This window comes from Nocardiopsis sediminis (assembly GCF_042650565.1).
GTDB classification, from domain to species: domain Bacteria; phylum Actinomycetota; class Actinomycetes; order Streptosporangiales; family Streptosporangiaceae; genus Nocardiopsis_B; species Nocardiopsis_B sediminis.
This window is the reverse complement of the sequence record NZ_JBHSBH010000010.1, coordinates 376,157-400,490: the sequence shown is the minus strand read 5'-3', so window position 1 is coordinate 400,490 and position 24,334 is coordinate 376,157. Positions and strand designations below refer to the sequence as shown.

General features: G+C 73.1%; 25 protein-coding genes. 10 read left to right on the top strand and 15 right to left on the bottom strand.

The annotated features are described in order from the left end of the window. Nucleotides 1–53: 53 nt before the first annotated feature. The 4 genes from ACFOVU_RS16790 to ACFOVU_RS16775 form a co-directional block, all read right to left on the bottom strand. Nucleotides 54–1,049 (bottom strand): NAD(P)/FAD-dependent oxidoreductase, encoded by a 996-nt coding sequence (locus ACFOVU_RS16790; RefSeq protein ID WP_378534655.1) that lies wholly within the window; start codon nucleotides 1,047–1,049, stop codon nucleotides 54–56. Nucleotides 1,050–1,360: 311 nt separating this feature from the next. Beyond that, complete coding sequence (locus tag ACFOVU_RS16785) at nucleotides 1,361–2,269, bottom strand: dihydrodipicolinate synthase family protein (protein ID WP_378534653.1); 909 nt, start codon at nucleotides 2,267–2,269, stop codon at nucleotides 1,361–1,363. 164 nt (nucleotides 2,270–2,433) lie between these two features. After that, nucleotides 2,434–3,096, bottom strand: coding sequence for a maleylpyruvate isomerase N-terminal domain-containing protein (locus tag ACFOVU_RS16780; RefSeq protein ID WP_378534651.1), 663 nt, complete (start codon nucleotides 3,094–3,096; stop codon nucleotides 2,434–2,436). Nucleotides 3,097–3,179: 83 nt separating this feature from the next. Further along, on the bottom strand, nucleotides 3,180–3,833 hold the full coding sequence (locus tag ACFOVU_RS16775; protein WP_378534649.1) for a TetR/AcrR family transcriptional regulator: 654 nt from the start codon (nucleotides 3,831–3,833) through the stop codon (nucleotides 3,180–3,182). An 81-nt stretch (nucleotides 3,834–3,914) separates the two neighbouring features. On the opposite strand from ACFOVU_RS16775, the gene ACFOVU_RS16770 reads away from it, so the two are divergent. After that, entirely contained in the window at nucleotides 3,915–4,325 is a 411-nt protein-coding gene (locus tag ACFOVU_RS16770) for a RidA family protein (RefSeq protein ID WP_378534647.1), read from the top strand. A 455-nt stretch (nucleotides 4,326–4,780) separates the two neighbouring features. Here the strand turns inward: ACFOVU_RS16770 and ACFOVU_RS16765 are convergent, their stop codons facing one another. Then, nucleotides 4,781–5,509: a tyrosine-protein phosphatase gene (locus ACFOVU_RS16765; RefSeq protein WP_378534645.1), complete on the bottom strand. Its 729-nt coding sequence runs from the start codon at nucleotides 5,507–5,509 to the stop codon at nucleotides 4,781–4,783. Between the two features lie 167 nt (nucleotides 5,510–5,676). Between ACFOVU_RS16765 and ACFOVU_RS16760 the strand changes: the two genes are divergently transcribed. Then, nucleotides 5,677–6,516: an alpha/beta fold hydrolase gene (locus ACFOVU_RS16760; protein WP_378534643.1), complete on the top strand. Its 840-nt coding sequence runs from the start codon at nucleotides 5,677–5,679 to the stop codon at nucleotides 6,514–6,516. Between the two features lie 50 nt (nucleotides 6,517–6,566). On the opposite strand, the gene ACFOVU_RS16755 is transcribed toward ACFOVU_RS16760, so the two are convergent. The 4 genes from ACFOVU_RS16755 to ACFOVU_RS16740 all read right to left on the bottom strand — a co-directional run bounded on the left by ACFOVU_RS16755 (nucleotide 6,567) and on the right by ACFOVU_RS16740 (nucleotide 9,951). Continuing rightward, nucleotides 6,567–7,061: a hypothetical protein gene (locus ACFOVU_RS16755; protein ID WP_378534641.1), complete on the bottom strand. Its 495-nt coding sequence runs from the start codon at nucleotides 7,059–7,061 to the stop codon at nucleotides 6,567–6,569. A 61-nt stretch (nucleotides 7,062–7,122) separates the two neighbouring features. Next, nucleotides 7,123–8,202 (bottom strand): hypothetical protein, encoded by a 1,080-nt coding sequence (locus ACFOVU_RS16750; protein ID WP_378534639.1) that lies wholly within the window; start codon nucleotides 8,200–8,202, stop codon nucleotides 7,123–7,125. A gap of 308 nt (nucleotides 8,203–8,510) precedes the next feature. Beyond that, nucleotides 8,511–9,440: an alpha/beta hydrolase gene (locus tag ACFOVU_RS16745; protein WP_378534637.1), complete on the bottom strand. Its 930-nt coding sequence runs from the start codon at nucleotides 9,438–9,440 to the stop codon at nucleotides 8,511–8,513. Between the two features lie 73 nt (nucleotides 9,441–9,513). Continuing rightward, nucleotides 9,514–9,951, bottom strand: a complete 438-nt coding sequence (locus ACFOVU_RS16740) for a hypothetical protein (RefSeq protein WP_378534635.1) — start codon at nucleotides 9,949–9,951, stop codon at nucleotides 9,514–9,516. Between the two features lie 96 nt (nucleotides 9,952–10,047). Here ACFOVU_RS16740 and ACFOVU_RS16735 point away from each other — a divergent pair, with 96 nt between their 5' ends. Further along, complete coding sequence (locus ACFOVU_RS16735; protein ID WP_378534633.1) at nucleotides 10,048–10,665, top strand: TetR/AcrR family transcriptional regulator; 618 nt, start codon at nucleotides 10,048–10,050, stop codon at nucleotides 10,663–10,665. 102 nt (nucleotides 10,666–10,767) lie between these two features. On the opposite strand, the gene bla is transcribed toward ACFOVU_RS16735, so the two are convergent. Next, nucleotides 10,768–11,667 carry a class A beta-lactamase gene (gene bla, locus ACFOVU_RS16730; protein WP_378534631.1) on the bottom strand — a complete coding sequence of 300 codons (900 nt, stop codon included), beginning with the start codon at nucleotides 11,665–11,667 and terminating at the stop codon, nucleotides 10,768–10,770. A 224-nt stretch (nucleotides 11,668–11,891) separates the two neighbouring features. On the opposite strand from bla, the gene ACFOVU_RS16725 reads away from it, so the two are divergent. Further along, a complete protein-coding gene (locus ACFOVU_RS16725) occupies nucleotides 11,892–12,767 on the top strand; it encodes a LysR family transcriptional regulator (protein ID WP_378534630.1) in 876 nt (291 codons plus the stop codon). Continuing rightward, nucleotides 12,767–13,669, top strand: coding sequence for a serine hydrolase (locus ACFOVU_RS16720; RefSeq protein WP_378534915.1), 903 nt, complete (start codon nucleotides 12,767–12,769; stop codon nucleotides 13,667–13,669). Before ACFOVU_RS16725 ends, ACFOVU_RS16720 begins: the two co-directional genes overlap by 1 nt. A 17-nt stretch (nucleotides 13,670–13,686) precedes the next feature. Here ACFOVU_RS16720 and ACFOVU_RS16715 read toward each other — a convergent pair whose 3' ends face one another. Beyond that, on the bottom strand, nucleotides 13,687–15,609 hold the full coding sequence (locus tag ACFOVU_RS16715) for a serine hydrolase (RefSeq protein ID WP_378534628.1): 1,923 nt from the start codon (nucleotides 15,607–15,609) through the stop codon (nucleotides 13,687–13,689). Nucleotides 15,610–15,776: 167 nt separating this feature from the next. On the opposite strand from ACFOVU_RS16715, the gene ACFOVU_RS16710 reads away from it, so the two are divergent. Further along, nucleotides 15,777–16,430 (top strand): class I SAM-dependent methyltransferase, encoded by a 654-nt coding sequence (locus ACFOVU_RS16710; RefSeq protein WP_378534626.1) that lies wholly within the window; start codon nucleotides 15,777–15,779, stop codon nucleotides 16,428–16,430. Nucleotides 16,431–16,478: 48 nt separating this feature from the next. On the opposite strand, the gene ACFOVU_RS16705 is transcribed toward ACFOVU_RS16710, so the two are convergent. Further along, nucleotides 16,479–17,177 carry a TetR/AcrR family transcriptional regulator gene (locus ACFOVU_RS16705; protein ID WP_378534624.1) on the bottom strand — a complete coding sequence of 233 codons (699 nt, stop codon included), beginning with the start codon at nucleotides 17,175–17,177 and terminating at the stop codon, nucleotides 16,479–16,481. Between the two features lie 88 nt (nucleotides 17,178–17,265). Between ACFOVU_RS16705 and ACFOVU_RS16700 the strand changes: the two genes are divergently transcribed. Beyond that, nucleotides 17,266–18,510 carry a hypothetical protein gene (locus ACFOVU_RS16700; protein ID WP_378534622.1) on the top strand — a complete coding sequence of 415 codons (1,245 nt, stop codon included), beginning with the start codon at nucleotides 17,266–17,268 and terminating at the stop codon, nucleotides 18,508–18,510. Between the two features lie 31 nt (nucleotides 18,511–18,541). Here the strand turns inward: ACFOVU_RS16700 and ACFOVU_RS16695 are convergent, their stop codons facing one another. Together ACFOVU_RS16695 and ACFOVU_RS16690 are read right to left on the bottom strand one after the other, a co-directional pair. Beyond that, entirely contained in the window at nucleotides 18,542–19,216 is a 675-nt protein-coding gene (locus tag ACFOVU_RS16695; protein WP_378534621.1) for an SAM-dependent methyltransferase, read from the bottom strand. A 112-nt stretch (nucleotides 19,217–19,328) separates the two neighbouring features. Next, nucleotides 19,329–20,111 carry an SDR family NAD(P)-dependent oxidoreductase gene (locus ACFOVU_RS16690; protein WP_378534620.1) on the bottom strand — a complete coding sequence of 261 codons (783 nt, stop codon included), beginning with the start codon at nucleotides 20,109–20,111 and terminating at the stop codon, nucleotides 19,329–19,331. 364 nt (nucleotides 20,112–20,475) lie between these two features. On the opposite strand from ACFOVU_RS16690, the gene ACFOVU_RS16685 reads away from it, so the two are divergent. Both ACFOVU_RS16685 and ACFOVU_RS16680 read left to right on the top strand, forming a co-directional pair. Further along, nucleotides 20,476–20,679, top strand: coding sequence for a cold-shock protein (locus tag ACFOVU_RS16685; protein ID WP_378534619.1), 204 nt, complete (start codon nucleotides 20,476–20,478; stop codon nucleotides 20,677–20,679). Nucleotides 20,680–20,912: 233 nt separating this feature from the next. Continuing rightward, nucleotides 20,913–22,310 carry a DEAD/DEAH box helicase gene (locus tag ACFOVU_RS16680; RefSeq protein WP_378534618.1) on the top strand — a complete coding sequence of 466 codons (1,398 nt, stop codon included), beginning with the start codon at nucleotides 20,913–20,915 and terminating at the stop codon, nucleotides 22,308–22,310. Between the two features lie 109 nt (nucleotides 22,311–22,419). On the opposite strand, the gene ACFOVU_RS16675 is transcribed toward ACFOVU_RS16680, so the two are convergent. Next, nucleotides 22,420–22,740, bottom strand: a complete 321-nt coding sequence (locus ACFOVU_RS16675) for a MerR family transcriptional regulator (RefSeq protein WP_378534617.1) — start codon at nucleotides 22,738–22,740, stop codon at nucleotides 22,420–22,422. A 914-nt stretch (nucleotides 22,741–23,654) separates the two neighbouring features. Between ACFOVU_RS16675 and ACFOVU_RS16670 the strand changes: the two genes are divergently transcribed. Next, entirely contained in the window at nucleotides 23,655–24,293 is a 639-nt protein-coding gene (locus ACFOVU_RS16670) for a DNA-3-methyladenine glycosylase I (RefSeq protein ID WP_378534616.1), read from the top strand. Nucleotides 24,294–24,334 lie beyond the last annotated feature (41 nt).

Genomic DNA, 24,334 nt, shown 5'->3' with positions numbered 1-24,334 from the left:
GGGCTGAGCCAGAAAGTCGCTGTTCTCGAGAGTCGCCCACCACATCCGGATGGTTAGAAGCGATCCGGGCGGCAACCCGACAGAGCCGACTCAACGCTTCCGTCGACCACCTCCCGCGCGACCAGGCGGCCCACGGCCGCCGCGAGCGTGACCGCCGAGTGCATCACCGCCAAGTAGAGGCCGGGGACCTCGGCGACCGGGCCGACGATCGGCTCACCGTCGGCCGGCATCGGGCGCACTCCGAGCCGGGTACTGAGCAGCTCGACGCTCCCGGCGCCATGGAAGGTGGACCGGACGGCGGCAAGGGTCCGTTCGGGCGAGTCCGCTGCGGCGATCAGCTGGTCCGCGGCGACCTGCCGAAGATCGAAGTCCTCGGTGTTGACCACGGTGCGGACCAGACCGGCCGGGGCACGGAACCGGAACAGCGGGCACGGCGATGGTTCGACCGGGACGCGCACGCCGAGCTGCCCGCCCAGCGCGGCCGTGGCAACTCCGGCCGCCAGCACCACCGTCGCACCGGCGAGGGGTCCTGCTGTCGTCTCCACCCCGGAGATCCGGCCCGCCGCGTCCCGGCTGACCGCGGTAACCGGCGTGTCCAGATGTACCCGCGCTCCATGGGTGCGAGCGCCCGCGACCAGCCGCTCGGTCACGCCCACCGAGTCGACAGCGCCGTCCCCCGGAGCCCAGACAGCCCACTCCGGAGGCCGCCGGAGGGCCGGCTCGAGCGCCGCCACGGTGGCCGCGTCCACAATCGTCTGCCCGGGCCCGGCGTCCGGCGCACTGTCCTGCCCGTTCCAGCTCAGCGAGCCGGACCAGGTCACCGGGAGCCCCGGCAATTCGGCCCTGAGCCGGTGGTACTCCGCCGCCGCGGTGGCCCGCAGCCCGGCGGCCGGACCCATCCGCACGCCAGACGCGCCGACCCAGGCGAACGAGTCCGCCGTCACGCCGGCGCCTGGCCGCCCGGCGTCGACCAACGTCACTTCGGCACCCGCCCGGGCGGCGTGATAGGCCACCGATGCGCCGACAATGCCGGCGCCGACGACGACCACGTCCCTACTCACCGGTGGGCTCAACACGTTCGCGACCTTAACGTCCACAGCTTCCGCCCGTAAACGAGATTTGGACGGCGGACACCGGGCCGCCCGTCCGCAGGAGCCCGCCGCAGCCGAGCGCTTCGCCCGGATCGGCACTCCGTACCTGCTCCACCACCGGGCCGGCCACGAGCTGGAGGACGCGCGGAAGGTTGCGGGGCTTGTCAGGTGCTCGCCGGCTGACCGGGCACCGGCGGCCTGCTCCGGGGCGGCGCCCGCGGCGGGAAGCTCGCCCAGCTGGTCGCCACCGGCGGCCAGGCCACGGGCTTTCACCATTGCCCATTGCCCGCCCCCAGGTCCAGCAGCTCGCAGGCGCGCGCGACATCGGCGCGGTCACCTTCGCCGAGGCCGCGGATCGGCAGCGGCAGGCTGTGCGGCGCGACCAGGCCCAGGTGCTCGGCGATCGCCGCGGTCACCCGCAGGCTGCCGTGGGCGCCGAACAGCTCCCACAGCGGTTGCAGGCGCGCGGAGACCTCCCGGGCACGGGCCGCGTCCCCGGACCGGGCGGCGCGGGTCAGCGCCAGGGCCGGGGCCGGCAGGGTGCCGCCGATCACCGAGTACCAGGCGTCGCATCCGGCGTTCAATCCGGTCGCGGCGAACGCGTCTCCCGAAACACCGATCGTGACATGCGCGGGCAGGATGGTGCGCAGGTGCGCGACGCGGCGGGCTGCGGCGTCGGGTTCCCCGGGCACACCGGGGATCTTGATCGAGGCGACGTGGGGCAGCGCGGCGATCGCCTGGTAGAGGTCGTCGGTGAAGGCGAAGTGCGTCGTGCCGGGGTTGTCGTAGACCGCAAGCGGCACCGACAGCTCCCGCGTCACGTCCTCGAACAGCCCGTGCACGTCGTCGGGTGTGAGCGCCTGGTAGGAGACCGGCGCGAGCAGCACCCCCGACGCGCCGGCGCTCTGCGCATCCTCGACGAGTTCGAGGACGTGTGCGGTGCGCAGCGCGCCCACGCCGACCACGACCGGTACACCGCCGGCGCCCTCGACGGCCAGGCGCGCCACCCGGGCGCGCTCATCCCGGGTGAGATAGGCGTAGGACCCGGTCGAGCCCAGTGCGGTGATCGCGTCGACGCCCGCCGTGGCGAGCCGCTCCACCAACCCGGCGAACGCGTGCTCGTCGATGCGGTCCTCGTCGAGCGGAGTCAGGGGGAAGGCGTTGAGGCCGGTGAACATGGACGGCTCCCTGGTGTGCGTCGGAAGGTCGGCGGGAGGACGCGGTCGAGCCTCGGACCCCCACGCGCACGGGGACCGGCATCCTATGACCTAGAACATAGGATATTTTGCATTAGAACGAAAACCTCGGGCCGTGAGACGCCCCGGTGCGCGGCAGCCGCGCCTCAGCCCAGGATCAGCGGCAGCCGCGCGGCCAGCGCACCCAGACCGGCCTGTTCGGCGGTGGTCGGTGCACGGCGGCCGGTGCCGACCAGCAGGGCGTCGGTGTCGGTGAAGGAGGCCGGGAACGCGGCGCCGGCGATCGTCTCCAGGAGAGCGCGCGAGCGCGCCAGGGTCTCGGCGGGCGGGCCGGCCGCGCCGGTCAGGTACGCGATCAGGTCGAGGTGGTGCAGCGTCCACTCCAGGACGTAGGCGGTGAGGTAGTCGCCCACGGTGAGAACCTCGTCCTGGGTGATGACCAGGGCGCCGGGGTCGGCCAGTACGGCGGCGCGCCCGGCGGCGGAGCCGACGTCGTCGAGGTGGAAGGTGAGCAGGCCCGGGTCCTGGTAGGCGGCGGCCAGCCGGACGGTCAGCGCGTCGAGGGGGTCCTCGCCGGTGGGGGGCTGGTCCCCGGCCTTCCAGTAGGTGGCCGCGTCGACGGTGGGCCCGGCGCCGGCGGGGGCGGGGGTGGCGAGGGTGATCAGGACGTCCTGGGCGTCGATGACCAGGTGGCACACCAGGTCCCGCACGAGCCAGCCCGTGCAGCCGGAGGGCCGCTGAAAGTCGGTGTCGGCGAGGTCGGCGACCGCGGCGCGCAGCGCGCTCCAGGCGAGTGAGAAGTGGTCCACATCGGCACGCTAGTGCGGGGCCGCGGGCCCGACAAGCGAATTGGGGGCCGGTGCCGTGTCATCGGCTCCGCGGCGCGCCGTCCTCAGCCCGTGGCCCCGTGTCCGGCGCCGGGCCCGGTGGCGGGTGGCAGGGGCTGCTTCCAGCCCTGTTCGACCGAGGTGCGGCATCGGGCGGCCTCGTCGCCCACGCTGATGTAGAGCGCGGTCAGCATCGGGGCGCCGTGGTCGAGCGTCTGGGGCGGCAGGGGGCCGGTGGCGACCAGCGAGACCAGGCCGTGGCCGATGGCCCAGCTCTGGATCGCCAGCTCCAGCGGGTCGGTGCCGGGGTGGAAGCGCCCGGTGTCGCGGGCCCGCCGGGCGGCCTGGACCAGGTGCTCCAGGGTGGCGTCGGCGGCTTTGAGGTCTTCGAGCTCGAAGGTCGCGTCGAACATCACCCGGTAGAGGTCGGGGTGGTCCAGGGCGTTGCCGAGGTAGGCGGCGACCAGGGCGGCCAGGTCGCGCACCGGGTCCGTGGTCGCCGTCAGCGCCGCGAACCGGCCGGCCAGGCGGGTGAAGCCCTCCTGGCGCAGCGCCTTCCACATGCCGTCCATGCCGCCGAAGTGGGTGTAGACGGCCATCGTCGACATGCCGGTCCCGGCCACCAGCGAGCGCAGGGTGATGGGCTCGCGGATGCGGAGCATGTGCGCGGCGCGCTCGATGAGCATGGTGCGCACCGCGGGGTCCTTCGTCCTCGCCATGGGCCCAGAATACATAGCATTGCATTGCTATAGTTTCAGTGTTCCCACGATCCCGTGTCCATCGATGACGGAGGAATCAGCATGGCCATCACCCTGGCGAACCCCGCAGCCCTGCCGGAGGTCGACCTCTACCGGCAGGTGTCGGTCGCCACCGGATCGAAGCTGGTCTTCATGGCCGGCCAGGTCGCCCTCGACGCCGAGGGGCGCAAGGTCGGCGAGGGCGACTTCACCGCCCAGGTCGAGCAGTGCTACCTCAACGTCGCCGCCGCCCTGGCCGAAGCCGGCGCCACCTTCGACGACGTGGTGAAGCTGACCGTGTACCTCGTCGACTGGACCCCCGACAAGATGCCGCTGTTCGTCGACGGCGTCGGCCGGGCCGCCGCGAAGCTGGGCATCACCGCCCCCGCGGCGCCGCTCACCGGCATCGGCGTCGCCGCCCTGGCCGAGCCCGGCCTGCTGGTGGAGGTCGAGGCCACCGCCGTCATCGGCTGAACCGGCATCGATGCGGGCGAGGTTGTTCGCGGCACCGGTGAGCCGATGCTGGAGACCGGTCGTGGCCAGACCCCGATAGCGGGATCCACGCAGGCCGCGGCGGCCTGCGTCTCCGGTTCCGGCACGGCTCCGACCGGTTCGTCCCCTATGGCTATCCAGGGGCGTCCGGGTCGGTCGGAACCGGAGACGGGAGAAGCCTGAACCTCCACGAGCCCGGCACCGTCAGGGCCTTGCTCGACGAAGCCGTCCGACGCGGATGCAACCCCGCAAGCACCGCCATCGAAGAACTCGACGGCTGGGCGCTGTTCGACGCCGCCCACCTCCACCGCGCAGCGACTCAGCCCGGTTGATCAACGACGCCGCCACCGCGATCGCCGGGACCCTGCTTCAGCGCCGGAACTCTCCGTGACGACGATGATCGAGAAGGGTGAACCCGGCGGAGGCCGGTGATCGGCTCAGGGGTGCAGGAGCCGTTCCCGCAGCCGGTCGGCCAGGTCGCCGCCGGCGCCGAGGTGGCCGGCGGCGTAGGCGTGCACCGACCCGTAGCGTGCGGTCAGCTCGGCGGTGAACCGCTGCATGGTCTCGGCCGGGGCGGTGCCGTAGGCGGGCCACGTGAGGGTCAGGTGGGGGTAGCTCGCGCGCCATTCGGCGACCAGGCGCTCGGTGGCCCGCCCGGTCAGCGCGTAGTCGGCGGCGACGTCGTCGGCCCCCACCCCCGCCAGGGTCAGCACCAGCATGGCGATGACCCCGGTGCGGTCCTTGCCGGAGTGGCAGTGGAACGCCACGGGGCCGGCGGCATCGGCGATGACCTCCAGGACGCGGCCGATCTCGGCGCCGCGCTCGTGGGCGGCCTCGGCGTAGCGCTCGGCCAGGAACCGGGCGGGGTCGACGTCGGGGTCCAGCCCGGCCTGGTCGTAGGGCCGGTACTCGATGCTCAGGTTGTGGTACTCCAGCCCCGGGTGGTGGGGGACGCGCCCGCTGCGCTCGACCTCCCAGGGGTGGCGCAGGTCGATCACGGTGCCGATGCCCAGGGCGAGGAAGCGGTCCCAGTCGGCGCCCTGGAGCTTGGCCAGGGAGTCGGAGCGGAACAGCCGGCCCCAGCGCACCGTGCGGCCGTCGAGGGTCCGGTAGCCGCCCAGGTCCCGGAAGTTGTGCAGGTGCTCGAACGCGATGTGTCGGGTCACGCGGGCCACCCTATGGCCGCCCGCACCGGCCCGCGGCGGCGGGTCCGGCGCCCGCCCCACGCCGCCACCCCCACCTTCGGATGTTCCTCAAAATTCCCTTTCCTTCCCAAAGATGGGGACTGTTAGGGTATCTTCGCATTCGATCACCGAAGGAGGATGTCCGTGACATGACCGCCATCTACAAGTCCGAGGCCGGTGCCGAGCAGATCCGGCGGCGCTACCATCGCGCGCTGGCGACCTGGCCGATGCCCGCCGAGCACGTGCGCGTGCCCACCCGCGAAGGGGAGACGTTCGTCGTCGTCTCCGGCCCGCCCGAGGCGCCGCCGCTGCTGCTCCTGCACGGCTCGGGGGCCAACACGGCGATGTGGCGCGACGACGTCGCCACCTGGGCGCACCACTTCCGCACCTACGCCGTCGACGTCATCGGCGAACCGGGCGACAGCGCACCCTCCCGCCCGGCCCTGGACTCCGGCGCCCACGCACTGTGGCTGGACGACGTCCTGGAGGGGCTGGGGCTCGCGCAGACCGCGATCGTCGGCGCCTCCCTCGGCGGCTGGCTGGCACTGGACTACGCCGTGCGCCGGCCCCAGCGGGTGACCCGCCTGGCCCTGCTGTGCCCCGGCGGCATCGGCCGGCAGAAGACGGGCTGGATCCTGCCGGCCCTGCTGCTGCGCCCCTTCGGCCGCTGGGGGCTGCGCCGCTCCGCACGGTTCGTCACCGGCCTGGACACGCCCGGGGCCGGGCCCGCCCTGGACACCGTGGTGCTGACCTTCTCCCAGTTCAAGCCGCGCACGGAACGGCTGCCCGTGTTCGGCGACGACGCGCTGGCGCGCCTGGGCATGCCCGTGCTGGTCATCGCCGGTGAGCGCGACGCCATGTTCGACTCCCGCGACACCGCCCGGCGCGCACACCGGTGCATCCCGCACGCGCGGGTGGACCTGCTGCCCGGGGTCGGGCACGCAGTCCTCGGCCAGGCCGACGCGCTTCTGGCGTTCCTGCGCGGCTGAGGCGCCGGCGCCGCCCGTTCACGACGGCACCGGCGCCTGCCCGCGGGTGCTCAGGGGGAGTCGTAGGCCAGCAGGTGCACGCGGGCCTCGTCCTCGGCGGGGTAGAGGACGAGGACCTCGCGCTGCACGCGCCCGGCCGTGGGCTCGGCCCCGCGGCAGGCGGTGCTGCCGTCGACGGTGTCGATGCCGGCGGGGTCGAGCCCGAACGCCTCGGCATCGGCGTCATCGGGGCCCTCGGGGTCGGGGTAGACGCCCAGGTTCTCGGCGGTGCAGAACGCCTCGGCTCCGGCGCGGTCGGTGCCGAACTGCGCGGTCAGCGTGGTCAGGCCGCCGTCGCTGGTCTGCACGTCCACCTCCAGCCCACTCGCCCCCTCCGGGACCTCCAGGCCGGTGAACTCGGTGATGCGGCCGGTGTCGGAGGTCGCCGTGGGACTGGGCGGCGGGGAGGGGGCGGGCTCCTCGATGCCGTCCTGGGCGGCGCAGCCGCCCGCCAGCACCGCCCCCAGCGCCAGCGTCGCGGCGAGCACCGCGGTGCGTGTGGTCATGTCCCCTCCCATTCTGCGGGGCCGCCGGAGCCCCGTGGCCCGCCGGCGGCGACCCTGCGCCTCACACCGTTCCATAGCGGATCTCCGGATCGCTCTGCCCGACCACCCAGAACTCCCGGGCCAGGCCGGTGCGGTGCATTTCGCGGTGCGTCCACTGCGAGGCGTTGTAGAACGGCGGCTTGAACGCCGTGTGGTCGTTGGGGTCCCAGTCGTAGTACTTCTTGATGTTGACCTGGGTGTCCACCCGGTAGGTCCAGGTGCCGCCCGGCTCATCAGGCGGGGTCACGGTCACCTCGCCGGTCATCGAGTAGCGGAAGCTCGCCAGCGCGTACCACCAGTTGTTGTTGCGGTAGGTGCCCTGGTCGGGGTTGCTGGGATCGCGGCCGAAGGCGTTCCACTCGGTGCTCAGCGGGAACACCATCGGCTCGGTGATGCCCCGCTGCTGGGCCTCCAGCACGGCGGCGCGACCCAGGTCCTCCCGGTCGGACTCCACCCGATCGCGGAATTCGGGGATGTCGCCGATGAGCTTCTCGGCGCGGATCGCATAGTCCTCGCCGGAGCCTTCGTAGAAGTGCTCCAGCAGGTTGGCGGCGTCGGGGGCGTCCATGTAGTCACGGAAGTAGAGGACGGCCGCGGGCAGCATGCCGTAAGCGTCGACGATCTCGTTGGTGCAGCCGACGAACAGGATCAGCCAGCACGAGTCGTAGTCGTGGGGGTCGACGGTGTCGTACTGCGCGCGTGAATCGGCGGCGGCCGCGTCGTCGGGGTGGGCGGCCGGAGGTGCGGGGAACGGCTCGATGCCGTAGTCCAGGCCCGGGCGGCTGTAGGGCTCGCACAGCGGGTCGCAGGGCGCTTCCGGCGGCCCGGGATCGGGCCGCAGGCCCTGGGCCCCGGACGACCCGCTCGCGCCCTCGGCCAGGGGTGATGGCCCCTCGCCGGAGGACGTCGCGCAGTCCTCACCGCTGCCGGCGGCGGAGACCGAGCACAGCGCCGTGTCGATGTGGTCGCCGACGCTCTGCGGGATACCGCTGGTCACCAGGGCGCTCGCGATCGCGGCGACGAGCAGGAGGACGGCGGCGTATTGGGTGTAGCCCGCGCCGCGGTCGGGCCGGGGGGACGGGGGGACGAGGGGGTGGATCATGTGACGCCTTCGGCTCTGTGATCCGGGTGGATCCTCCAACGGGGTCGCGGGGGCGCGGGAGCGGTCGAACGGCCCAGAGGGGACGGCCGTTCACGCATGTGGGACGCCGAGCGGGGTGGCGCGGTTCCCTGGAGGACCCGTGGTGCCCTGGCCGGATCAGGCACGCCCCACGGTGTTTGCGACCCGCACCGGGGCGGGCGAACGCCGCGGGGCCGCGACAACGGCTCCACGGCCGGCCGGGCCGGCAGGTGGCGCCGCGCGGGCACACCCGACCGCGGCCGCGCTGCGGGTGGCGGTGGCGGGGTGTCCTAGGCGTTCTCGACCGCGGCGGCGCGCGCGAGCCATGCGTGGCTGCGCTGGACGAAGTGCTCGGCCACCGAGGTGCGGTACCCCCAGCTGGTGAACCCGTGGGGCGCCCCGGGGACGACGTCGAGCTCGCAGGGCACGCCGGCCGCGCGCAGGCGGCGGGCGTAGTCGGCGTCCTCCGCGGAGAACAGGTCGATGTCGCCCACCCCGATCCAGGCGGGGGGCAGGCCGCGCAGGTCCTCGCGCCGCGCGGCCACCGCATACGGCGGGGCGGTGACCCCCGGTTCGCCCCCCAGGTAGGACCGCCACCCGATGCGGTTGAGGCCGTTGTTCCAGACCCAGTGCCCGACCTCGTCGAGCTCGGTCTTGGCCGCCGTGCGGTCGTCGAGCATCGGGCACATCAGCAGCTGCGCGCGGGGCTGGACGCCGCCGCCGTCGTGGAGGCGGTGGGTGAGGCAGGCGGCCAGGCCCCCGCCAGCGCTCTGGCCGCCCACGACGATGCGCGCGGGGTCCACGCCGAAATCGGCCGCGCAGCGCTGGAACCACTCCCACACGGTGGCGCAGTCCTCCAGCGCCGCCGGGAACGGTTCTTCGGGGGCCAGCCGGTAGTCGACCGAGACCACGACCATGCCCAGATCGCGCGCCGTGCTGGAGCAGAACCGGTCGTCCTGGGAGGGGTGGCCGATGACCAGCCCGCCGCCGTGGATCCACAGCATCCCGGCCCCCGACCCCCCGGCCTCGGGCCGGTAGACGCGCACGGCCACGCCGTCGGCCACGGCGTCGTGGAACCGGGCGCCCTCGGCCACCGTCGCCGGGCTGAGGCGGCGCTGCGCGGCCCGCGCCAACCGGCGAAACCACGGCCGGCGCAGCGGCATGAGGGGGACGTGCCGAACCAGGCGGCGCAGCTCGGGGTGCACCTTCACCAGCTCCATGCACCCGACCCTATCCGTCCTGGTGCAGGGCCGGGGACGCCGCCCATGGGGCCGTCGCGCGGCGGCGCGATGCTCAGCCGGCCGGCGACGGCTGCGACTGCGGCCGCCGGCTCCAGCCGCGGCACAGGAGGTAGCCGGCCACCAGGACGACCGTGAGAATCCCGTCGACGATGACGACGGTGCCCGCCTCGGCCACGCCGCCCTGCTCCTGGTACACCACGGCCGTCAGGGCCATCGCGAGCTTGTGGAAGATCACCACCTCCCACACACCGCGGTAGGCGCGCGGCGCCATCGCCAGCAGCGCGAACAGCACGCCGAAGACGGCCAGCCCGTAGGCCCGCCATGCGCTGACGATCTTGATCGCGTCTTCGACGCCGCTCAGCGACCACAGCGAGTCGGCGGCCGCGGCCGCTGCGCCCAACGCCGCGATGCCCACCAGGACCCGGCCGGCGAGGTCGCGGTGCGGGTGCACCGCTGGAGCGGACGACGGTGGATCGGTGATCACCGGCATGAGACCTCCATTCTTGTGGCGACTTGATGTCGCCACAAGAAGCTTCCCATGGACGGAGCTGTTATGGCAACGTAGTGTCGCCACAAGGAGGTGGTCATGGCAGCACCCCTACGACGGGGCGACCCGCAGCGTCGCCTGCGCCCCGGCGGCCGCAGCGCACGGATCAACGAGGCGATCCTCACCGCAGTGGTCGACGAGCTCCTGGAGTCGGGCTATGCGAAGCTGAGCTTCGAACGGGTCGCCGCCCGCGCCCAGGCGCACAAGGCCACGCTGTACCGTCGCTGGGCCGGCAAAGAGGAACTCGTCGCCGAGGCGCTGCTCGCGCAGTCCGGCAGGGCGATACCGGTACCCGACACCGGATCCCTGCGCGAGGACCTGCGCCTGCTCACACACGCGGTCATCGCGCACATGTCCTCACCCCAGGGCCAGGCCCTGCTGCGCGCGTTCATCTCCGACGCCGGCCGGGTCCCCGAGATCGGCGTGGCCGCGCGGGCGTACTGGGCCGAGCGCTTCACCCGCGCGGGGGCCATCGTCGAGCGCGGCGTCGAGCGCGGCGAGCTCCCCGCCGGCACCGATACCGCCTTCTTCATCGAGCGGCTCATCTCGCCGCTGTTCCTGCGGCTGCTCGTCACCGCCGAACCAATCGACACCGCATACGCCGACCGGATCATCGATGCCCTGTGCCCGGGAGACGAGCGTCCCCCCGACACCTGACGCGGCCGGGGCGCCCCAGCAAGCGGCCCCCCGGCCTCGTGCGCGCACGCGTGACGCGCCCGCCGGTGCCATCCCCGCGGCCACGGCCTCCGGGGCCGGCTCCTAGCCCAGTTCCGCGACCGCGACCGCCGCCGCTTCGGCGACCAGCGCGTCCTGGTACTCGGCGTCCTGCTCGTTGCGGCTGGTCATGACGGCCATCAGGATCGGATCGCCCTCAGGGGGCCAGATGACCGCGATGTCGTTGCGCCCCCCGTAGTGCCCGGCCCCGGTCTTGTCGCCGACCACCCAGCCCTCGGGCACCCCCGCGCGGATCAGGGCGTCGCCGGTGGTGTTGCGCTTGAGCAGGTCGACGAGGATCGCGCTCTTGTCCTCGGGCAGCACATCGCCCAGGGTGTAGGCGCCCAGGCTCGTGGCCATGGCCCGCGGCGAGCTGGTGTCGCGGATGTCGCCGGGGGTGGCCTCGTTGAGCTCCGGCTCGATCCGGTCGACGTGGGTCACCTCATCGCCGATCCCCGCCAGCGCCGCACCCAGCCCCGCCGGCCCGCCCAGCTCCTCGAACAGCAGGTTGGCCGCGGTGTTGTCGCTGTAGCGCACGGCGGCGTCGCACAGCTCCATCAGCGTCATCCCGGTGTCGACGTGCTCCTCGGTGATGGGGGAGTAGTCGACCAGGTCCTCCTCGGTGTAGGTGACGACCTCCTCCATCTCCTCCAGCGAGTTCTGCTCCAGCACGGCACCGGCGGCCAGCGCCTTGAACGTGGAGGCGTAGGCGAAGCGCTCATCGGCGTTGTAGGCGACGTCCTCCTCACTGCCGGTGTCCACGGCGTAGACGCCCAGGCGGGCGTCGAACTCCTCCTCCAGGCGCTCGAACTCCGCGTCCGGCGACGCCGTTGTCTCCTGCGACGCCGGCGTCGCGGTCTGGGCCGCCGAACAGGCGGCCAGCGGCGCGAGCGTGAGCGCGGCCACGGCCGCGATCCCGGCGCGCCGCGTGAACGGGACGTGCATGGTCGATCTCCCCTGTCGTGTGGGTGTGGTGTGCGGTAGGCGCGGGGCCACCCCGCCAACGGCCGGACACCCCGCGCCCACCTGCCCGGACGACCCCCGCGGCGCACGACGCGGCCGCAGGGCGCCGCCCGGGTGGTGCCCTGCGCAGCAGTCTGACCCCCGGCTCCGATGCCGTCGAAGACAAAAATGACCGGTCCGATGCGAAAACGGCATACTCTTCGGGCATGGACATCGTCGGCGCCTGCCGGGCGTTCGTGAGCGTGAGCGAACGCGGCAGCTTCACCCTCGGCGCCGCGGCCGCCCGCATCCCCCAGCCCGTCGCCAGCCGCCGCATCGCCGCCCTCGAACAGCACCTGGGCGCGCGCCTGTTCGACCGCTCCACGCGCCGCGCCACCCTCACCCCCTTCGGCCGCGACATGCTGCCCTCCGCCAAGCGCCTGGTCCGCCTGGCCGAAGCCATGGAGCACGACGCCGAACGCGCCAAGCGCACCCCCCTGCGCCTGGCCGTCCCCGACACCTGCACCACGCGCGACCTCGCCCTCCTCGACGCCGACGCCCGCACCCACGCCATCTACCTCGACCTGCACACCGCACCCCCGGCCGAGCGCGCCGAACTCCTGCGCTCCCAGCAGGTCGGCGCCGCCATCACCGAAGTACCCCCCGACGAAGGGCACTGGTCGGTGCCCCTGGGGCTGGCCTGCACCGCCCAACCCCGCGCCGACACCCTCTACATCGAGACCCTGCGCGCCGGCCGCGGTGGCCGCACCGCACGCCGGCGCCGCATCTGGATCCAGCCCGAGGACGACGTCCCCCACATCCGCGACCGCATCATGCGCACCCGCGACGCCGTGGGCCTGCAACCCGCCCAGGTCGCCGTCGCCCCCGCACTCACCTCCGCCGCCGCCGAGGTCTACGGCTCCACCGACCTGCTGCTGGCCTCACCCGCCCAGGCCCGCGAACTCGACCTGCACTGGCGCCCCATCGGCGAACTGCGCCTGGTGCGCACCTTCGACATCACCGCCACCGACGGCGACCAGGCCCACCGCATCCGCGCCGCCCTGCACGACGCCATCGCCCACTGCCTGGGGGCCGCCGGATGATGGGCGAAGAGGCCCTCCTGCGCGACCTGCGCCGCGACCTCGACGACGCCGGGCTGCGCGGCTCCTTCCTCGTGCGCGACCTGCACACCGGCACCGAGGTGGGCATCGAACCCGACCTCGCCTACCCCACCGCCTCACTGGTCAAGATCCCGCTGGCCATCGCCACCTTCGACCGCATCCGCACCGGCGACCTCGACGGCGCCCAAGGGCTCCTCATCGAGCCCGGACGCGACACCACCCCCGGGGTCACCGGCATCACCAAGTTCCGCCACCCCGCCCGCGTCGCCGTCGAGGACCTCGTCTACCTCAGCCTCTGCCTCAGCGACAACGTCGCCTCCGACGCCCTGTTCGCCCTCACCCCGCCCGCCCGGGTCGCCGAGACCGTGCGCGCGCTGGGCATCGGCGGCCTCACCATCCGCCACGCGATCCGCGAACTCAGCGACACCCCCGCCGACCGCCTGCGCGCCACCGACGTCCACCTCGCCCACGCCCTGGCCATCGGGGCGGGCACCGCCGGACGCGGCCACGGAATCCCCCAGCTCGACGTCACCCGCGCCAGCTCAGGCTCGGCGCGCGCGTTCGTCGACCTCCTCCAGGCGCTATGGACGCCCTCACCCATCGACCCCGGGGTCGCCGCACGCGTGCGCGCGCTCATGGCCGACAACCTCATGCGGCAGCGGCTCACGCCCGACTTCAGCTCCGACGCCACCCTGTGGTCCGCCAAGACCGGGACCCTGCTCAACCTCCGCCACGAGGTGGGGGTCGTCGAGCACGACGACGGCCAGGCCTTCGCCGTGGCCGCGCTGACCGAGTCGCGCGTGGCCGCCCGCGCCCAGCCCGAGGCCGAGGCGCTGATGGGCCGGGTGGCGCGCACGCTGCGCGACCACCTGCGCGGCAGGTAGGGCGCGGCGGTGCACCCTTACAGCGGCTGGCCCGCCGGCCACACGTCGACCTGGTCGTGGACGTCCCACATCAGCTCGCTGAGGCCGTGCTCGGTGTCGCGGTCGGGGTTGGCCTTGTCTTCGCGGCCGGTGTTGACCACCGCGACCCAGCAGTACCCGTCGTGGGTGCGCACGAGCACCGACGTCGTCCCCGGCAGGTAGCCGGTGTGCCACCGGGTTCCGCGGGCGTCCACCCACCATCCCATCGCATAGCCCTCCGACCCGGGCAGCCCCGAGGGCGTGGTCATGGCGGTGATCCAGTCCTCGGGCACGACGTCGGGCGGGGAGGGGAAGCCGTCCACCCGGACGAGGAACCGCAGCACATCGGTGGCGGTGGCCACCCAGCCGCCGTGGGAGTCCATGCGGTGCACCTGCATGCTGTAGGGGTCGTCGCCGTCCAGGCCGTAGTACACGACCTCATCGGGGCGCCGGTCGGCCAGGGTGTTGCCGGCGATGGACATGTCGGTGACCCCGCAGGGGGCCAGGAGGTCCTGGGAGACGTGGTCGGCGTAGGTGCGGCCGGTGACGTGCTCGATGATCCGGCCGAGCACGCAGTAGCCGAAGTTGGAGTAGGCGTAGGCGGTGCCGGGCACGTTGTCCAGCGGCCGGTTGGCCAGCACCCAGGAGATCAGCTGCCGCTGGTCGAGCGTGGGGTTGGTGTACATCGGGTCGTGGGAGTCGTTGGCCCAGCCGCCGCAGGCGTGCTCCAGCAGGTGGCGGACGATGATGTTCGCGGCCCGGGCATCAGCGGGGGTGCCCAGGTCGCTGAGGTGGCCGTTGGGGCCGAAGACCAGGTCCTGGAGGGCCACGCGCCCCTGGTTGGCCAGGTTCATCAGGGCCGATGAGGTGATCGGCTTGGTCAGGCTGGCGATGCGGAACAGGCTCGATGTCGTCACCGGGGTTCCGGCGTCCTTGTCGGCCAGTCCGTAGCCGGCGGCGTGGACCAGCTGCCCGTCCTTGGCCACCGCCATCGACAGCCCGGGGACCTCGTAGTCGTTCATGAACTTGGCGGCGAGCCCGGCGATGACCGGATCGGGCAAGCGCAGCTCCCAGATCGGGTTGAATCGCGGCGTGGCGGCGTCGCCGTAGCCCGCCGAGTAGGCGCCGACGCACAGCTGCCGCCACCCGTCGCCGCCCAGCCGGACCGAGTCCGCCTGGTAGCCGGCGTCGTCGATTCCGTGGTGCGCCTCGTAGGGCAGGCCGCGTGCCGGTTCCCACAGCCCGACGAAGTGCTGCTGGTCGCCGCTGTCGCCGACGTTGAAGCCGGTGGCACGGACCGGCAAGCGCCCCAGCCCGTTCTGGCGGTCGAACTCGGCCTGGTACTCATCAGCGGTGAGGGGGCCGAAGACGTCCCAGTCGCGGCCGTCGGACTGCACCCAGATGGAGGAGAAGCGGGCGATCCGGACCAGGGGTGCGGGGGGCGGCCCGGGGTAGTCGGGGTTGGGTTCCAGGCTCGAATAGAAACAGATGTCGGCGACGCGGTACCCCTGCCGGCGGACCTCGCGCAGGTGAGTGGGGAGGTTGAGCACGTTGAAGTCGTGCCGGCTCGCCCACGGCGGGCCGGGTGTCGTCTCCCAGATCGCCGCGATCAGCGTCTGCCCCGCGACGCTGTAGGGCGTGATGCGCATCGGCCGGTACCCCTCGGCCATGCGGGCCTGGAACACGCTCTGGTAGTCGGCGACCGGGATCGCATAGGCGGTCCACTGGTAGGACTCAGGGTGGGGCCCGTGAACGAAATCCCAGATGCCGGCGTAGCGCGCTTGGCCGCCGGCCTCGTAGCCGCAGACATCGACCAGCCGCAGACCCCGGACGCCCGACAGCTCGCGAAACGCGTCCTCGTACTGCTGAGCGGTCAGGTCGCTGAGTACTTCGACCGGGCTCACCACGACGTCCCCATCCATCGGACACCAATGGGGGGCCTGCACGACACTCGCGAATCTAGCAGTTTCCGCAGGTCAGGAGCTGTATTTGCGTGCATGTCGCCGGCCGTCTCCAGCGACGGCGGCCCGGCCGCCACAGGCCCACCCCGCCCAGAGCCCGCGCCGGGCGGGCACTACCGTCGGCAGACATGACCGACCACGACTTCCTGGGCGCCGCCCGCACCTTCTACGACACCATCGCCGCCGACTACGCCGAATGGATCCGCGGCGAGCTCGACGCCAAACCCCTGGACCGCGCGATGCTCGCCGCCTTCGCCGAGCTCGCCGGCGCCACCGGCCCCATCGCCGATGTGGGGTGCGGCCCCGGCCGCGTGACCGCGCACCTGGACTCCCTGGGCGTGGACGCCTTCGGCCTGGACCTGTCGCCGCAGATGGTCGCCCTGGCGCGGCAGGCCTACCCGGGGCTGCGCTTCGAGGAGGGCTCGATGACCGGCCTGGACCTGGCCGACGCCTCCCTGGGCGGCATCGTCGCCTGGTACTCGATCATCCACGTCCCCCAGGACCGGCTGCCGGCGGTGTTCGCCGAATTCCACCGCGTGCTGGCCCCCGGCGGCCGCCTGCTGCTCGCCTTCCAGGTCGGCGACGAGCCCCTGCACCTGGAGAACCCGATGGGCCACCCGGTCGCCCTCGACTTCCACCGGCAGCGGCCCGACCACATCGCCGGCCTGCTGGAGGCGGCCGGGATCACCCTGACCGCCCGCCTGGTGCGCGAGCCCGGCGACGACGAACTCGGCGCCAAGATCCCCCAGGCCTACCTGTTGGCCCGCAAGCCCGCCGCGTGACCCCATGGCGCGATCGTCCCCGCCCCGCAGAGCGGGGACGATCGCCCGCTATGGCCGCCCCAGCCGGGCCTCGATCCCGTCCAGGACGATCTCCAGGCCCGCGGTGAACCCCGCATCGAAGTCGGCGTCCTCGGGCCGGGCGTGCCGCGCCAGGACCGGATACAGCTCGGCCCGGTCGGCGAGATGGGCGCGGGTGCGGCGGCGCAGGTCGCCTTCGCCTGCCGCGTCGCGCATCCGCGCCCGCCACATGTTCTCGGTGGTCACGAAGCCGTGCACGTAGCTGGAGAGGGCGCCGACCGCGGCGGCGAGCCCGGCACCGGTGAACCCCGCGCCGGCCACAGCGGCGTGGACGCTCTCGGAGCGGGCCAGCGCGTTGGGCCCCAGCAGCGGCCGGGTCCCCACCAGGGCGGTGATCCAGGGGTGGCGCCGCATCACGTGCCGGCTCTGGGACAGGTGGCGGGTCAGCGCCGCACGCCACGGCTCCCCGGCCTCCACCGGGTCGAGTTCGGCCAGTGCGGCGTCCAGGGCGAGATCGAGCAGATCCTCCTTGCTCGCGACGTACTCGTACAGCGACATGGTGCCGGCGTCGAGCCGCGCGGCCAGGCGCCGCATGGACACACCCTCCACCCCCTCGGCGTCCAGCAGCCCCACCGCCGCCGCCACGATCCGCTCCCGCGACAGCCGCGGCCTGCGCGGCCGCTGCTCCTCCTCGCTGAGCCAGACGGGGTCATGCGGGCGCCGGGCCATACCGCCTCCTTCCGTGCAATGTACGGAAAACCGTACACCTAGTGTGTGGCCGCACATCCCGCCCACGACCGCACGGAGGACACCGCCGATGACCGCCACAGCACCCGGCCGGGAACAGGAATGGGTACGCGACTACGCGCTGCTGGCCCTGCGCATCGACCGCCGACTCACCCGCTCGACCGGGGGGACCGTTCTGATCTACCGGGGCCCCGGCGCCTGGCGCCGACGGGTCGATGAGGAGGAGCCGCCGCCCGCGGGCCGGCTGGCCGACGACGCCGACCGGCTGCTGGACCGCCTGCCGTTCGGCCCGCCGCGCGCCGCCTACCTGGCCGCGCAGGTCCGCGCGCTGCGCGCCGTCGCCCGCCGCCTCGACGGCCACGACACACCCCTGCCCGAGTACGCCCGCCAGTGCCTGGGCATCGACACCGGCTGGCTGCCCGAATCGGTGTTCGAGGAGGCCCACGACCGGCTGGCGGCGGCGCTGCCCGCGACCGCCGGGCCGCTGGCCCGCCGGCTGCACGCCTGGCAGGCGCACCACACCCTGCCGCCGGGGCGGACGGACCGGCTGCCCGGCCTGGTGGAGCGGGCGGCCGCCGAGACGCGCGCCCGCACCGACGCCGCCATCGTCCCCCTGCCCGCCGGCGAACAGGTCGGCTGCGAACTGGTGGCCGACGCCCACTACCTGGCGGCCGGACACCACCACGGCGGGCTGCGGTCGACCATCTTCATCAACGCCGGCCTGCCGTTCAACCTGGCCGACCTGCTCAACGTGGTGGCCCACGAGGGCCACCCGGGCCACATCGCCGAGTCCCTGCTCAAGGAGCGCCACCTCGTCGAGGGCCAGGGCCGCACCGACCAGCAGGTCCGGTTCATGCTCGCGCCGTCGTTCGTGCTCAGCGAAGGGCTCGGCCTGCACGCCCAGGACATCGTGTTCCCCGGCGACCAGGCGCAGGAGTGGCTGGCCGACAACGTCTTCGCCGAGTACGGGATCGAGCCCGACGGCAGCGACCTCGCCGAGATCCACCGTGCCCGCAACGCGCTGTGGGGGGCATGGGCGAACGCGGCGCTCCTGGCGGCCGAAGGCCGCCCCGACGCCGAGGTCAGCGCCTACCTGTCGCGGTGGGCGCTGCTCGGGGAGGACGAGACCGCGCCGGCGCTGGCCGGCGTCGCCGCCCCCGGGATGAGCCTCTACATCTTCGGCTACTTCCACGGCTGGCGGATCCTGCGGTCGTGGCTACAGGCCCCCGACCGCCACCGGCGGGTGCGCCGCCTGCTCACCGAGCAGCTGCTCCCCGCCGACCTGGAGGCCGAAACCGCGGCCGCGGCCCGCTGAGNCCCCCCGCCGGGGGCCAGGGCCGATCCCGTCAGGCCTCGTCGGGGCGGCGGCGGACCTTGACGACGGAATCGGTGTGGGTGCCCGGGCGCCCGTCGGGGCCGTTCTGGCTGCGCTCGTAGGCGCCGCAGACCAGCACCTCCCATCGCCCCTCGGCCAGTTCCAGGCCGGCCAGCACCTCCTCGGCTGGGGGGAAGGGCACGTCGGGGCGGTGGCCGGGCGCCCACGAGGGCGGCGCCGCGTGCCCCACGACCAGCAGCACCCCGCCCGGGGCCACGGCCTGCGCACCGGCGCGCAGGACCCGCTCGCGCGGGAAGCCGCCGTCACCGTGGGCGTGCAGGAAGTGCGCCGAGACCAGGTCGAAGCTCCCCTCCGGGACGGACTCGGCGAGATCGTGCCGCTGCCAGTCGATGCGATCGCCCACCCCCGCCTCGGCGGCGTGGCGGGCCCCGCGCTCCAGCGCGACGCCGGAGATGTCGGCGGCGGTGACCCGCCAGCCGCTGCGGGCGAGCCAGATCGCGTCGCCGCCCTCACCGCACCCCAGGTCCAGGGCCCGTCCGGGCTCCAGGCCGGCGGTCTCGCGGACCAGGGCGGCGTTGGCGTTCCCGCTCCAGACGCGGTCGTCGGCCTCGTAGAAGCCGTCCCAGAACCGCTCGCCGTACCTCTGCGGGGCGGGGCGGGCGGCGTCGTGTCCGTGTTCACTCATGGTGTCCTACCTCCTGCGCCCGATGGTCCGCCCTCACCACCCGTCCCGGCAAATCCGTTTGCAGAAATGACAAAATCGGCGGACACGGGCCCCGGGAGACCGCCGGGCCGGGTCACAGGGCATGGCCCCCGGCGACCTGGAGGACCTGACCGGTGATCCAGCGCGCCTGGTGCGAGGCCAGGAACACCACCGCGTCGGCGATGTCGCCGGGGGCGCCCACCCGCCCCAAGGGCACGATGGAGCGCGCGTAGTCCTCCATGGCCGCGTCCATCCACCCCGTCTGCACCGGCCCCGGCGCCACCGCGTTGACCCGGATCCCGGCCGCCCCCAGATCGAGGGCGGCGGCGCGGGTGAACGCCTCCAGCGCCGCCTTGGACGTGCCGTAGCCGATCTGCCCGGTGAACGCGCGGGCGGCGTCGGTGGAGATGTTGACGACGCAGGGCGCCGCCCGCGGCGGGCGCCGCCGCGCGAGCTCCGCGGTCAGCAGGGCGGGGGCGATGGCGTTGACGCGGTAGGTGCGGTCGAGTCCCTCGCCGGTGAGGGCGTCGATGGTGTCGGGATGCTCGCAGTGGGCGGCGTTGTTGACCAGCACGTCGACCGGTCCCAGGCGCTCCTCGACCTCGGCCAGCAGCCGCTGCGGCGCACCGGGGCCGGCCAGGTCGGCTGCGACGGTGATGGCCCCGCCGCCCAGTTCGGCCGCCAGGTCGGCCACGGCCTGCACCGTGGGGGTGCGGTGCTCCCATGCGGTGCCGGCGGGCGGTTCGGGGGCGTCGGCGAGGTGGTGCAGGGCCACGCGCGCACCTTCGGCGGCGAAGGCGCGCGCGATCGCCGCACCGATCCCCGCCCCCGCGCCGGTGACGAGGACGACCTTGCCTGTGAGTCCGGTATCGATCATGGCCCTCAGCGTGTCGGTTTCCACCCGGGGGAGCAACGCGTTTTCGCGCGCGCAGGGCCGCGCCCGCCTCGCGGGGGCGCGGTGAGCACACCCGCCCAGGCCCCCCACAGGCCGTCGACGTCGTGAGCAAGCGGAGAAGAAGGTTGCCGCAGGCGGCCACCAGTGCGACATTTCTCATTTTCGATACCACGATTTCCGGTGCCGTTCGACACATCAAATCAACGGGGAAACGGAATTTCCGTGTGCTAGGCTCTGGGAAGTTGCAGTAGTGGACCTGTGGAGTTTCCATCTCCTCGGGAGATCACCGCGGTGACGGGGAAATCGTCATCCGCGGTTTTCTTCATTCTGAGCGAGAGGTGCCACCATGGCCACCGGTACTGTCAAGTGGTTCAACGGCGAAAAGGGCTTCGGCTTCATCCAGCAGGACGGTGGCGGCCCCGACGTCTTCGCCCACTACTCGAACATCCAGGCCACGGGCTACCGTGAGCTGGCCGAGGGCCAGGCCGTGCAGTTCGACGCCGTCGCCGGGGCCAAGGGCCCCCAGGCGGAGAACATCACCGTGCTCTAGCCTGATCCAGGGGAGTGCGAGCTCCTCCCGCGACGGGGTCCGCCCTACGGGTGCCGGATTCCGTCGTTTTGTTTTTCCCTGACCGTTCTTCGGACGTCATTGTCCAAACTGTTCCCCACACCCCAGAAATTCTCTAGGCGAGCGTACAGGTTTCATTCATCCGGCGTACCCGGTTTACCCTGCGAGGCCGCAAGGTCTCCCGCCCGGCGAACGCCGTCGGCGAAAGGCCCCACATGAGTCATCCGTACCGCCCCGGTACGAGCACCCGCAACCGCCCCTCCCGGGGACACGGCCGGCAGCGCCCCCGCGCGGCCGCCCGCCCCCGCAGCGGCGGCTCCTCCGGGGAGTTCGCGCTCCCCGCCACCGTCACCCCGGCGCTCCCGCCTGCGGAGTCCTTCGAGGCCCTGGACATGCCCGCGGCCCTCAAGCGGACCCTGGCCCGGCAGGGCCTGACCGAGCCGTCCGAGATCCAGGCGGCGACCCTGCCCAACTCCCTGGCCGGACGCGACGTCCTGGGCCGCAGCCGGACCGGGTCCGGCAAGACCCTGGCCTTCGGCCTGGCCCTGCTCGCCGGCCTGGACGGGCGTACCGCCGAGCCCCGGCGCCCCCTGGCGATCGTCCTGGCCCCGACCCGGGAGCTGGCCCAGCAGGTCGCCGACTCCCTGGACCCCTACGCGCGTTCGGTGGGGGTGCGCACGGCGACCGTCGTGGGCGGCATGCCGATCGCCCGCCAGGCCCGCGCCCTGCGCCAGGGCGTCCACCTGGTCGTGGCCACCCCGGGGCGGCTGCGCGACCTGATGGAGCGCGGCGACTGCGTGCTGGACCGGGTGGAATCCGCGGTCCTGGACGAGGCCGACCAGATGACCGACATGGGCTTCATGCCGCAGGTCACCGCCATCCTCCAGCAGGTCCCGGCCGACGGGCGGCGCATGCTGTTCTCCGCCACCCTGGACCGCAACGTCGACACCCTGGTCCGTCGCTTCCTGCACGACCCGGTGGTCCACTCGGTCGACCTGTCCGAGGGAGCCGTCTCCACCATGGAGCACCACGTCGTGCACGTGTCGCCCACGGAGAAGAGGGACGTCGCGACCAGGATCGCGGCCCGCGAGGGTCGGGTGATCATGTTCCTGGACACCAAGCGCGCGGTGGACCGGATGGCCGAGCACCTGCTGGCCAACGGGGTCCTGGCCGCGCCGCTGCACGGCGGGCGCAGCCAGCCGCAGCGGACGCGCACCCTCGACCAGTTCAAGCGGGGCGACGTCACCGCGCTGATCGCGACCAACGTCGCGGCGCGCGGCATCCACGTGGACGGGTTGGACCTGGTGGTCAACATCGACCCGCCCACCGACCACAAGGACTACCTGCACCGGGGCGGGCGCACCGCACGGGCCGGGGAGTCCGGCAACGTGGTGACACTCGCGCTGCCCGACCAGCGCCGCGACCTGACTCGGCTGATGGGCCGGGCACGGATCGAGCCGCGCATCCTGGGCGGGAGCACCGACGCGTCCGAGCTGTCCGCGGTGACCGGGGCCCGAGAGTCCTCGGGCGTTCCGGTCACGGTGCGGTCCGCGGCGCCCCCGGAGCGGCGCCGCGGCCAGGCACCGCGCGGACGGCGCCGCCCGCGCCGCTGACCCGGGCATTCCGGGAGCCTACCGGCCGTTCCCGTGGTAACGGGACGGCCCCGCCCGTGTCGGGCGGGGTAGGCCGTGAGCACCCACGGTGCAGGCGCGCATCACGCCTTCAGCCGGGCGGTCCCGAACCGCGCAGCTTCTCGTTGATGCGCAGCGCCTCCTCCAGTTGGTCCTCCAAGATGATGATGCGGCACGCGGACTCGACCGGCGTGCCCTGGTCTACGAGCTCACGGGCACGGGCGGCGATCCTGAGCTGGTAGCGCGAGTAGCGGCGGTGTCCGCCCTCCGAACGCAAAGGCTCGATCAGCTTGGCCTGGCCCAGGGCGCGCAGGAAGGCCGGCGTGGCGCCGATCATCTCCGCTGCGGCGCCCACGGTGTAGGCGGGGTAGTCGTCATCGTCGAACCGGTCACCGGTGTCGGGACGGGGCAAGTGCGTGTCTTCCTTCTCCTGAACGCACGTCGAGGGCCCCAGTGCCATATGGCACTGGGGCCCGAGAGTTCAATACCACCTACCGGCCGCTGCCGGTCTTCCGCTTCCCGAAGTCGAGCCGAGACGGGATCGCGGGGATCGCGGTTGTGTGACCGTGGACCACCTTCTTCCGAAACAGGCCCTGCGGTACCCGAGCGGAGCTTCCCTCGCCCGGGCGATCCTGATGGCACCTACTCCTCTCGTTCTCACTTCGTGCACTGCTTTGACTACGGTCCTACCGGCCCCCGGCGCCGTACAACCCTGCGCCGGTCGAGCCCTACCGCGTCCTTCTTCATGCTGCGGCCTCCCCTGTGCGAGCAGGAGGCCGGTCCTGCTGTACTGCCTCACTTCCGTACCGCTGTCCTACCGACCCGGCGGTGCCTTCAAAGGCCTGCACACCGGCCGGGCCGTCCTGCGCCGGCCATCCCCCGAACAGGCGGGAAACCGGTCCTACCGGCCCCCGGCGCGTACAGCCTGCGCCGGTCGAGCCGTCCTACTCTCCACCGGCGTATCCGGTGGGCCTAGCCGTGAACCTCGTTGGCTACGACAGAAAATTTAGCAGCAACATGTGACCATGTCTATTCTGGCCACGACAAGTTTTCGGACCTCGCTGGACAAGGATTGCTGAAGTCGCGGTGGTCGTCCGGCCACCGCGGCCCGGCCGCCCGACAGCTCCGGCACGTGCTCGTACAGGGTCGACCGCGACACTCCGATCAGACGGGGCGATGGAGGCCACCGAGTTGTCGGGACCGGGGAGCATGCACACGGTGCCCCACCGCACCGCCCACCCTGCGGCTGCGCACCGGCCACCAGGTACTACCATCGCCCGCGCGGCCTGACCGCTCCACCGCCCCGAACCCACCGGAGGACCCGAGATGACACCCGCCACCCCCCCTGCCGCCGCCGACGCCGAGGCTGGCCGCACCGCCGTGGTGGGGGAGGACGGCCTGGGGCGCTGCCCGTGGGCCGTCACCCACCCCCTCAACCTCCACTACCACGACACCGAATGGGGCCAGCCCGTCCACGGCGAGCAGGCCCTGTTCGAACGCATCAGCCTGGAGGCGTTCCAGGCCGGGCTGAGCTGGCTGACCATCCTCGCCAAGCGCCCCGCCTTCCGCACCGCCTTCGCCGACTTCGCCCCCGACGCCGTCGCCGCCTTCACCGACGACGACGTCGAACGCCTCATGGCCGACACCGCCATCGTGCGCAACCGCGCCAAGATCGAGGCCGCCCGCACCAACGCCCGCGCCACCATCGCCCTGCGCGACCACGGCGGCCTGGACGCCCTCATCTGGTCCCACCTGCCCCGCGACACCCCCGCGCCCCGCACCGCCGAGGAGGTCCCCACCGCCACCCCGGCCTCCCGCGCCCTCGCCGCCGACCTGCGCACCCGCGGATTCCGCTTCGTGGGCCCCACCACCGCCTACGCCCTCATGGAGGCCATCGGCCTGGTCGACACCCACCTCACCGGCTGCCACCGCCGCGGCTCCTCCGGGGTGCACCCCACCGGCTGACTGACCGGGGTGACCCCGGCCGACTACGGGAACGAATAGTT

Excerpts from the sequence above, each read along its gene's own strand:
- ACFOVU_RS16785 (WP_378534653.1), bottom strand. The coding sequence starts at position 2,269 with ATGTTCACCGGCCTCAACGCCTTCCCCCTGACTCCGCTCGACGAGGAC.
- ACFOVU_RS16775 (WP_378534649.1), bottom strand. The coding sequence starts at position 3,833 with ATGGCGAGGACGAAGGACCCCGCGGTGCGCACCATGCTCATCGAGCGC.
- ACFOVU_RS16770 (WP_378534647.1), top strand. The coding sequence starts at position 3,915 with ATGGCCATCACCCTGGCGAACCCCGCAGCCCTGCCGGAGGTCGACCTC.
- ACFOVU_RS16760 (WP_378534643.1), top strand. The coding sequence starts at position 5,677 with ATGACCGCCATCTACAAGTCCGAGGCCGGTGCCGAGCAGATCCGGCGG.
- ACFOVU_RS16755 (WP_378534641.1), bottom strand. The coding sequence starts at position 7,061 with ATGACCACACGCACCGCGGTGCTCGCCGCGACGCTGGCGCTGGGGGCG.
- ACFOVU_RS16750 (WP_378534639.1), bottom strand. The coding sequence starts at position 8,202 with ATGATCCACCCCCTCGTCCCCCCGTCCCCCCGGCCCGACCGCGGCGCG.
- ACFOVU_RS16745 (WP_378534637.1), bottom strand. The coding sequence starts at position 9,440 with ATGGAGCTGGTGAAGGTGCACCCCGAGCTGCGCCGCCTGGTTCGGCAC.
- ACFOVU_RS16740 (WP_378534635.1), bottom strand. The coding sequence starts at position 9,951 with ATGCCGGTGATCACCGATCCACCGTCGTCCGCTCCAGCGGTGCACCCG.
- ACFOVU_RS16735 (WP_378534633.1), top strand. The coding sequence starts at position 10,048 with ATGGCAGCACCCCTACGACGGGGCGACCCGCAGCGTCGCCTGCGCCCC.
- bla (WP_378534631.1), bottom strand. The coding sequence starts at position 11,667 with ATGCACGTCCCGTTCACGCGGCGCGCCGGGATCGCGGCCGTGGCCGCG.
- ACFOVU_RS16725 (WP_378534630.1), top strand. The coding sequence starts at position 11,892 with ATGGACATCGTCGGCGCCTGCCGGGCGTTCGTGAGCGTGAGCGAACGC.
- ACFOVU_RS16720 (WP_378534915.1), top strand. The coding sequence starts at position 12,767 with ATGGGCGAAGAGGCCCTCCTGCGCGACCTGCGCCGCGACCTCGACGAC.
- ACFOVU_RS16715 (WP_378534628.1), bottom strand. The coding sequence starts at position 15,609 with ATGGATGGGGACGTCGTGGTGAGCCCGGTCGAAGTACTCAGCGACCTG.
- ACFOVU_RS16710 (WP_378534626.1), top strand. The coding sequence starts at position 15,777 with ATGACCGACCACGACTTCCTGGGCGCCGCCCGCACCTTCTACGACACC.
- ACFOVU_RS16705 (WP_378534624.1), bottom strand. The coding sequence starts at position 17,177 with ATGGCCCGGCGCCCGCATGACCCCGTCTGGCTCAGCGAGGAGGAGCAG.
- ACFOVU_RS16700 (WP_378534622.1), top strand. The coding sequence starts at position 17,266 with ATGACCGCCACAGCACCCGGCCGGGAACAGGAATGGGTACGCGACTAC.
- ACFOVU_RS16695 (WP_378534621.1), bottom strand. The coding sequence starts at position 19,216 with ATGAGTGAACACGGACACGACGCCGCCCGCCCCGCCCCGCAGAGGTAC.
- ACFOVU_RS16690 (WP_378534620.1), bottom strand. The coding sequence starts at position 20,111 with ATGATCGATACCGGACTCACAGGCAAGGTCGTCCTCGTCACCGGCGCG.
- ACFOVU_RS16685 (WP_378534619.1), top strand. The coding sequence starts at position 20,476 with ATGGCCACCGGTACTGTCAAGTGGTTCAACGGCGAAAAGGGCTTCGGC.
- ACFOVU_RS16680 (WP_378534618.1), top strand. The coding sequence starts at position 20,913 with ATGAGTCATCCGTACCGCCCCGGTACGAGCACCCGCAACCGCCCCTCC.
- ACFOVU_RS16670 (WP_378534616.1), top strand. The coding sequence starts at position 23,655 with ATGACACCCGCCACCCCCCCTGCCGCCGCCGACGCCGAGGCTGGCCGC.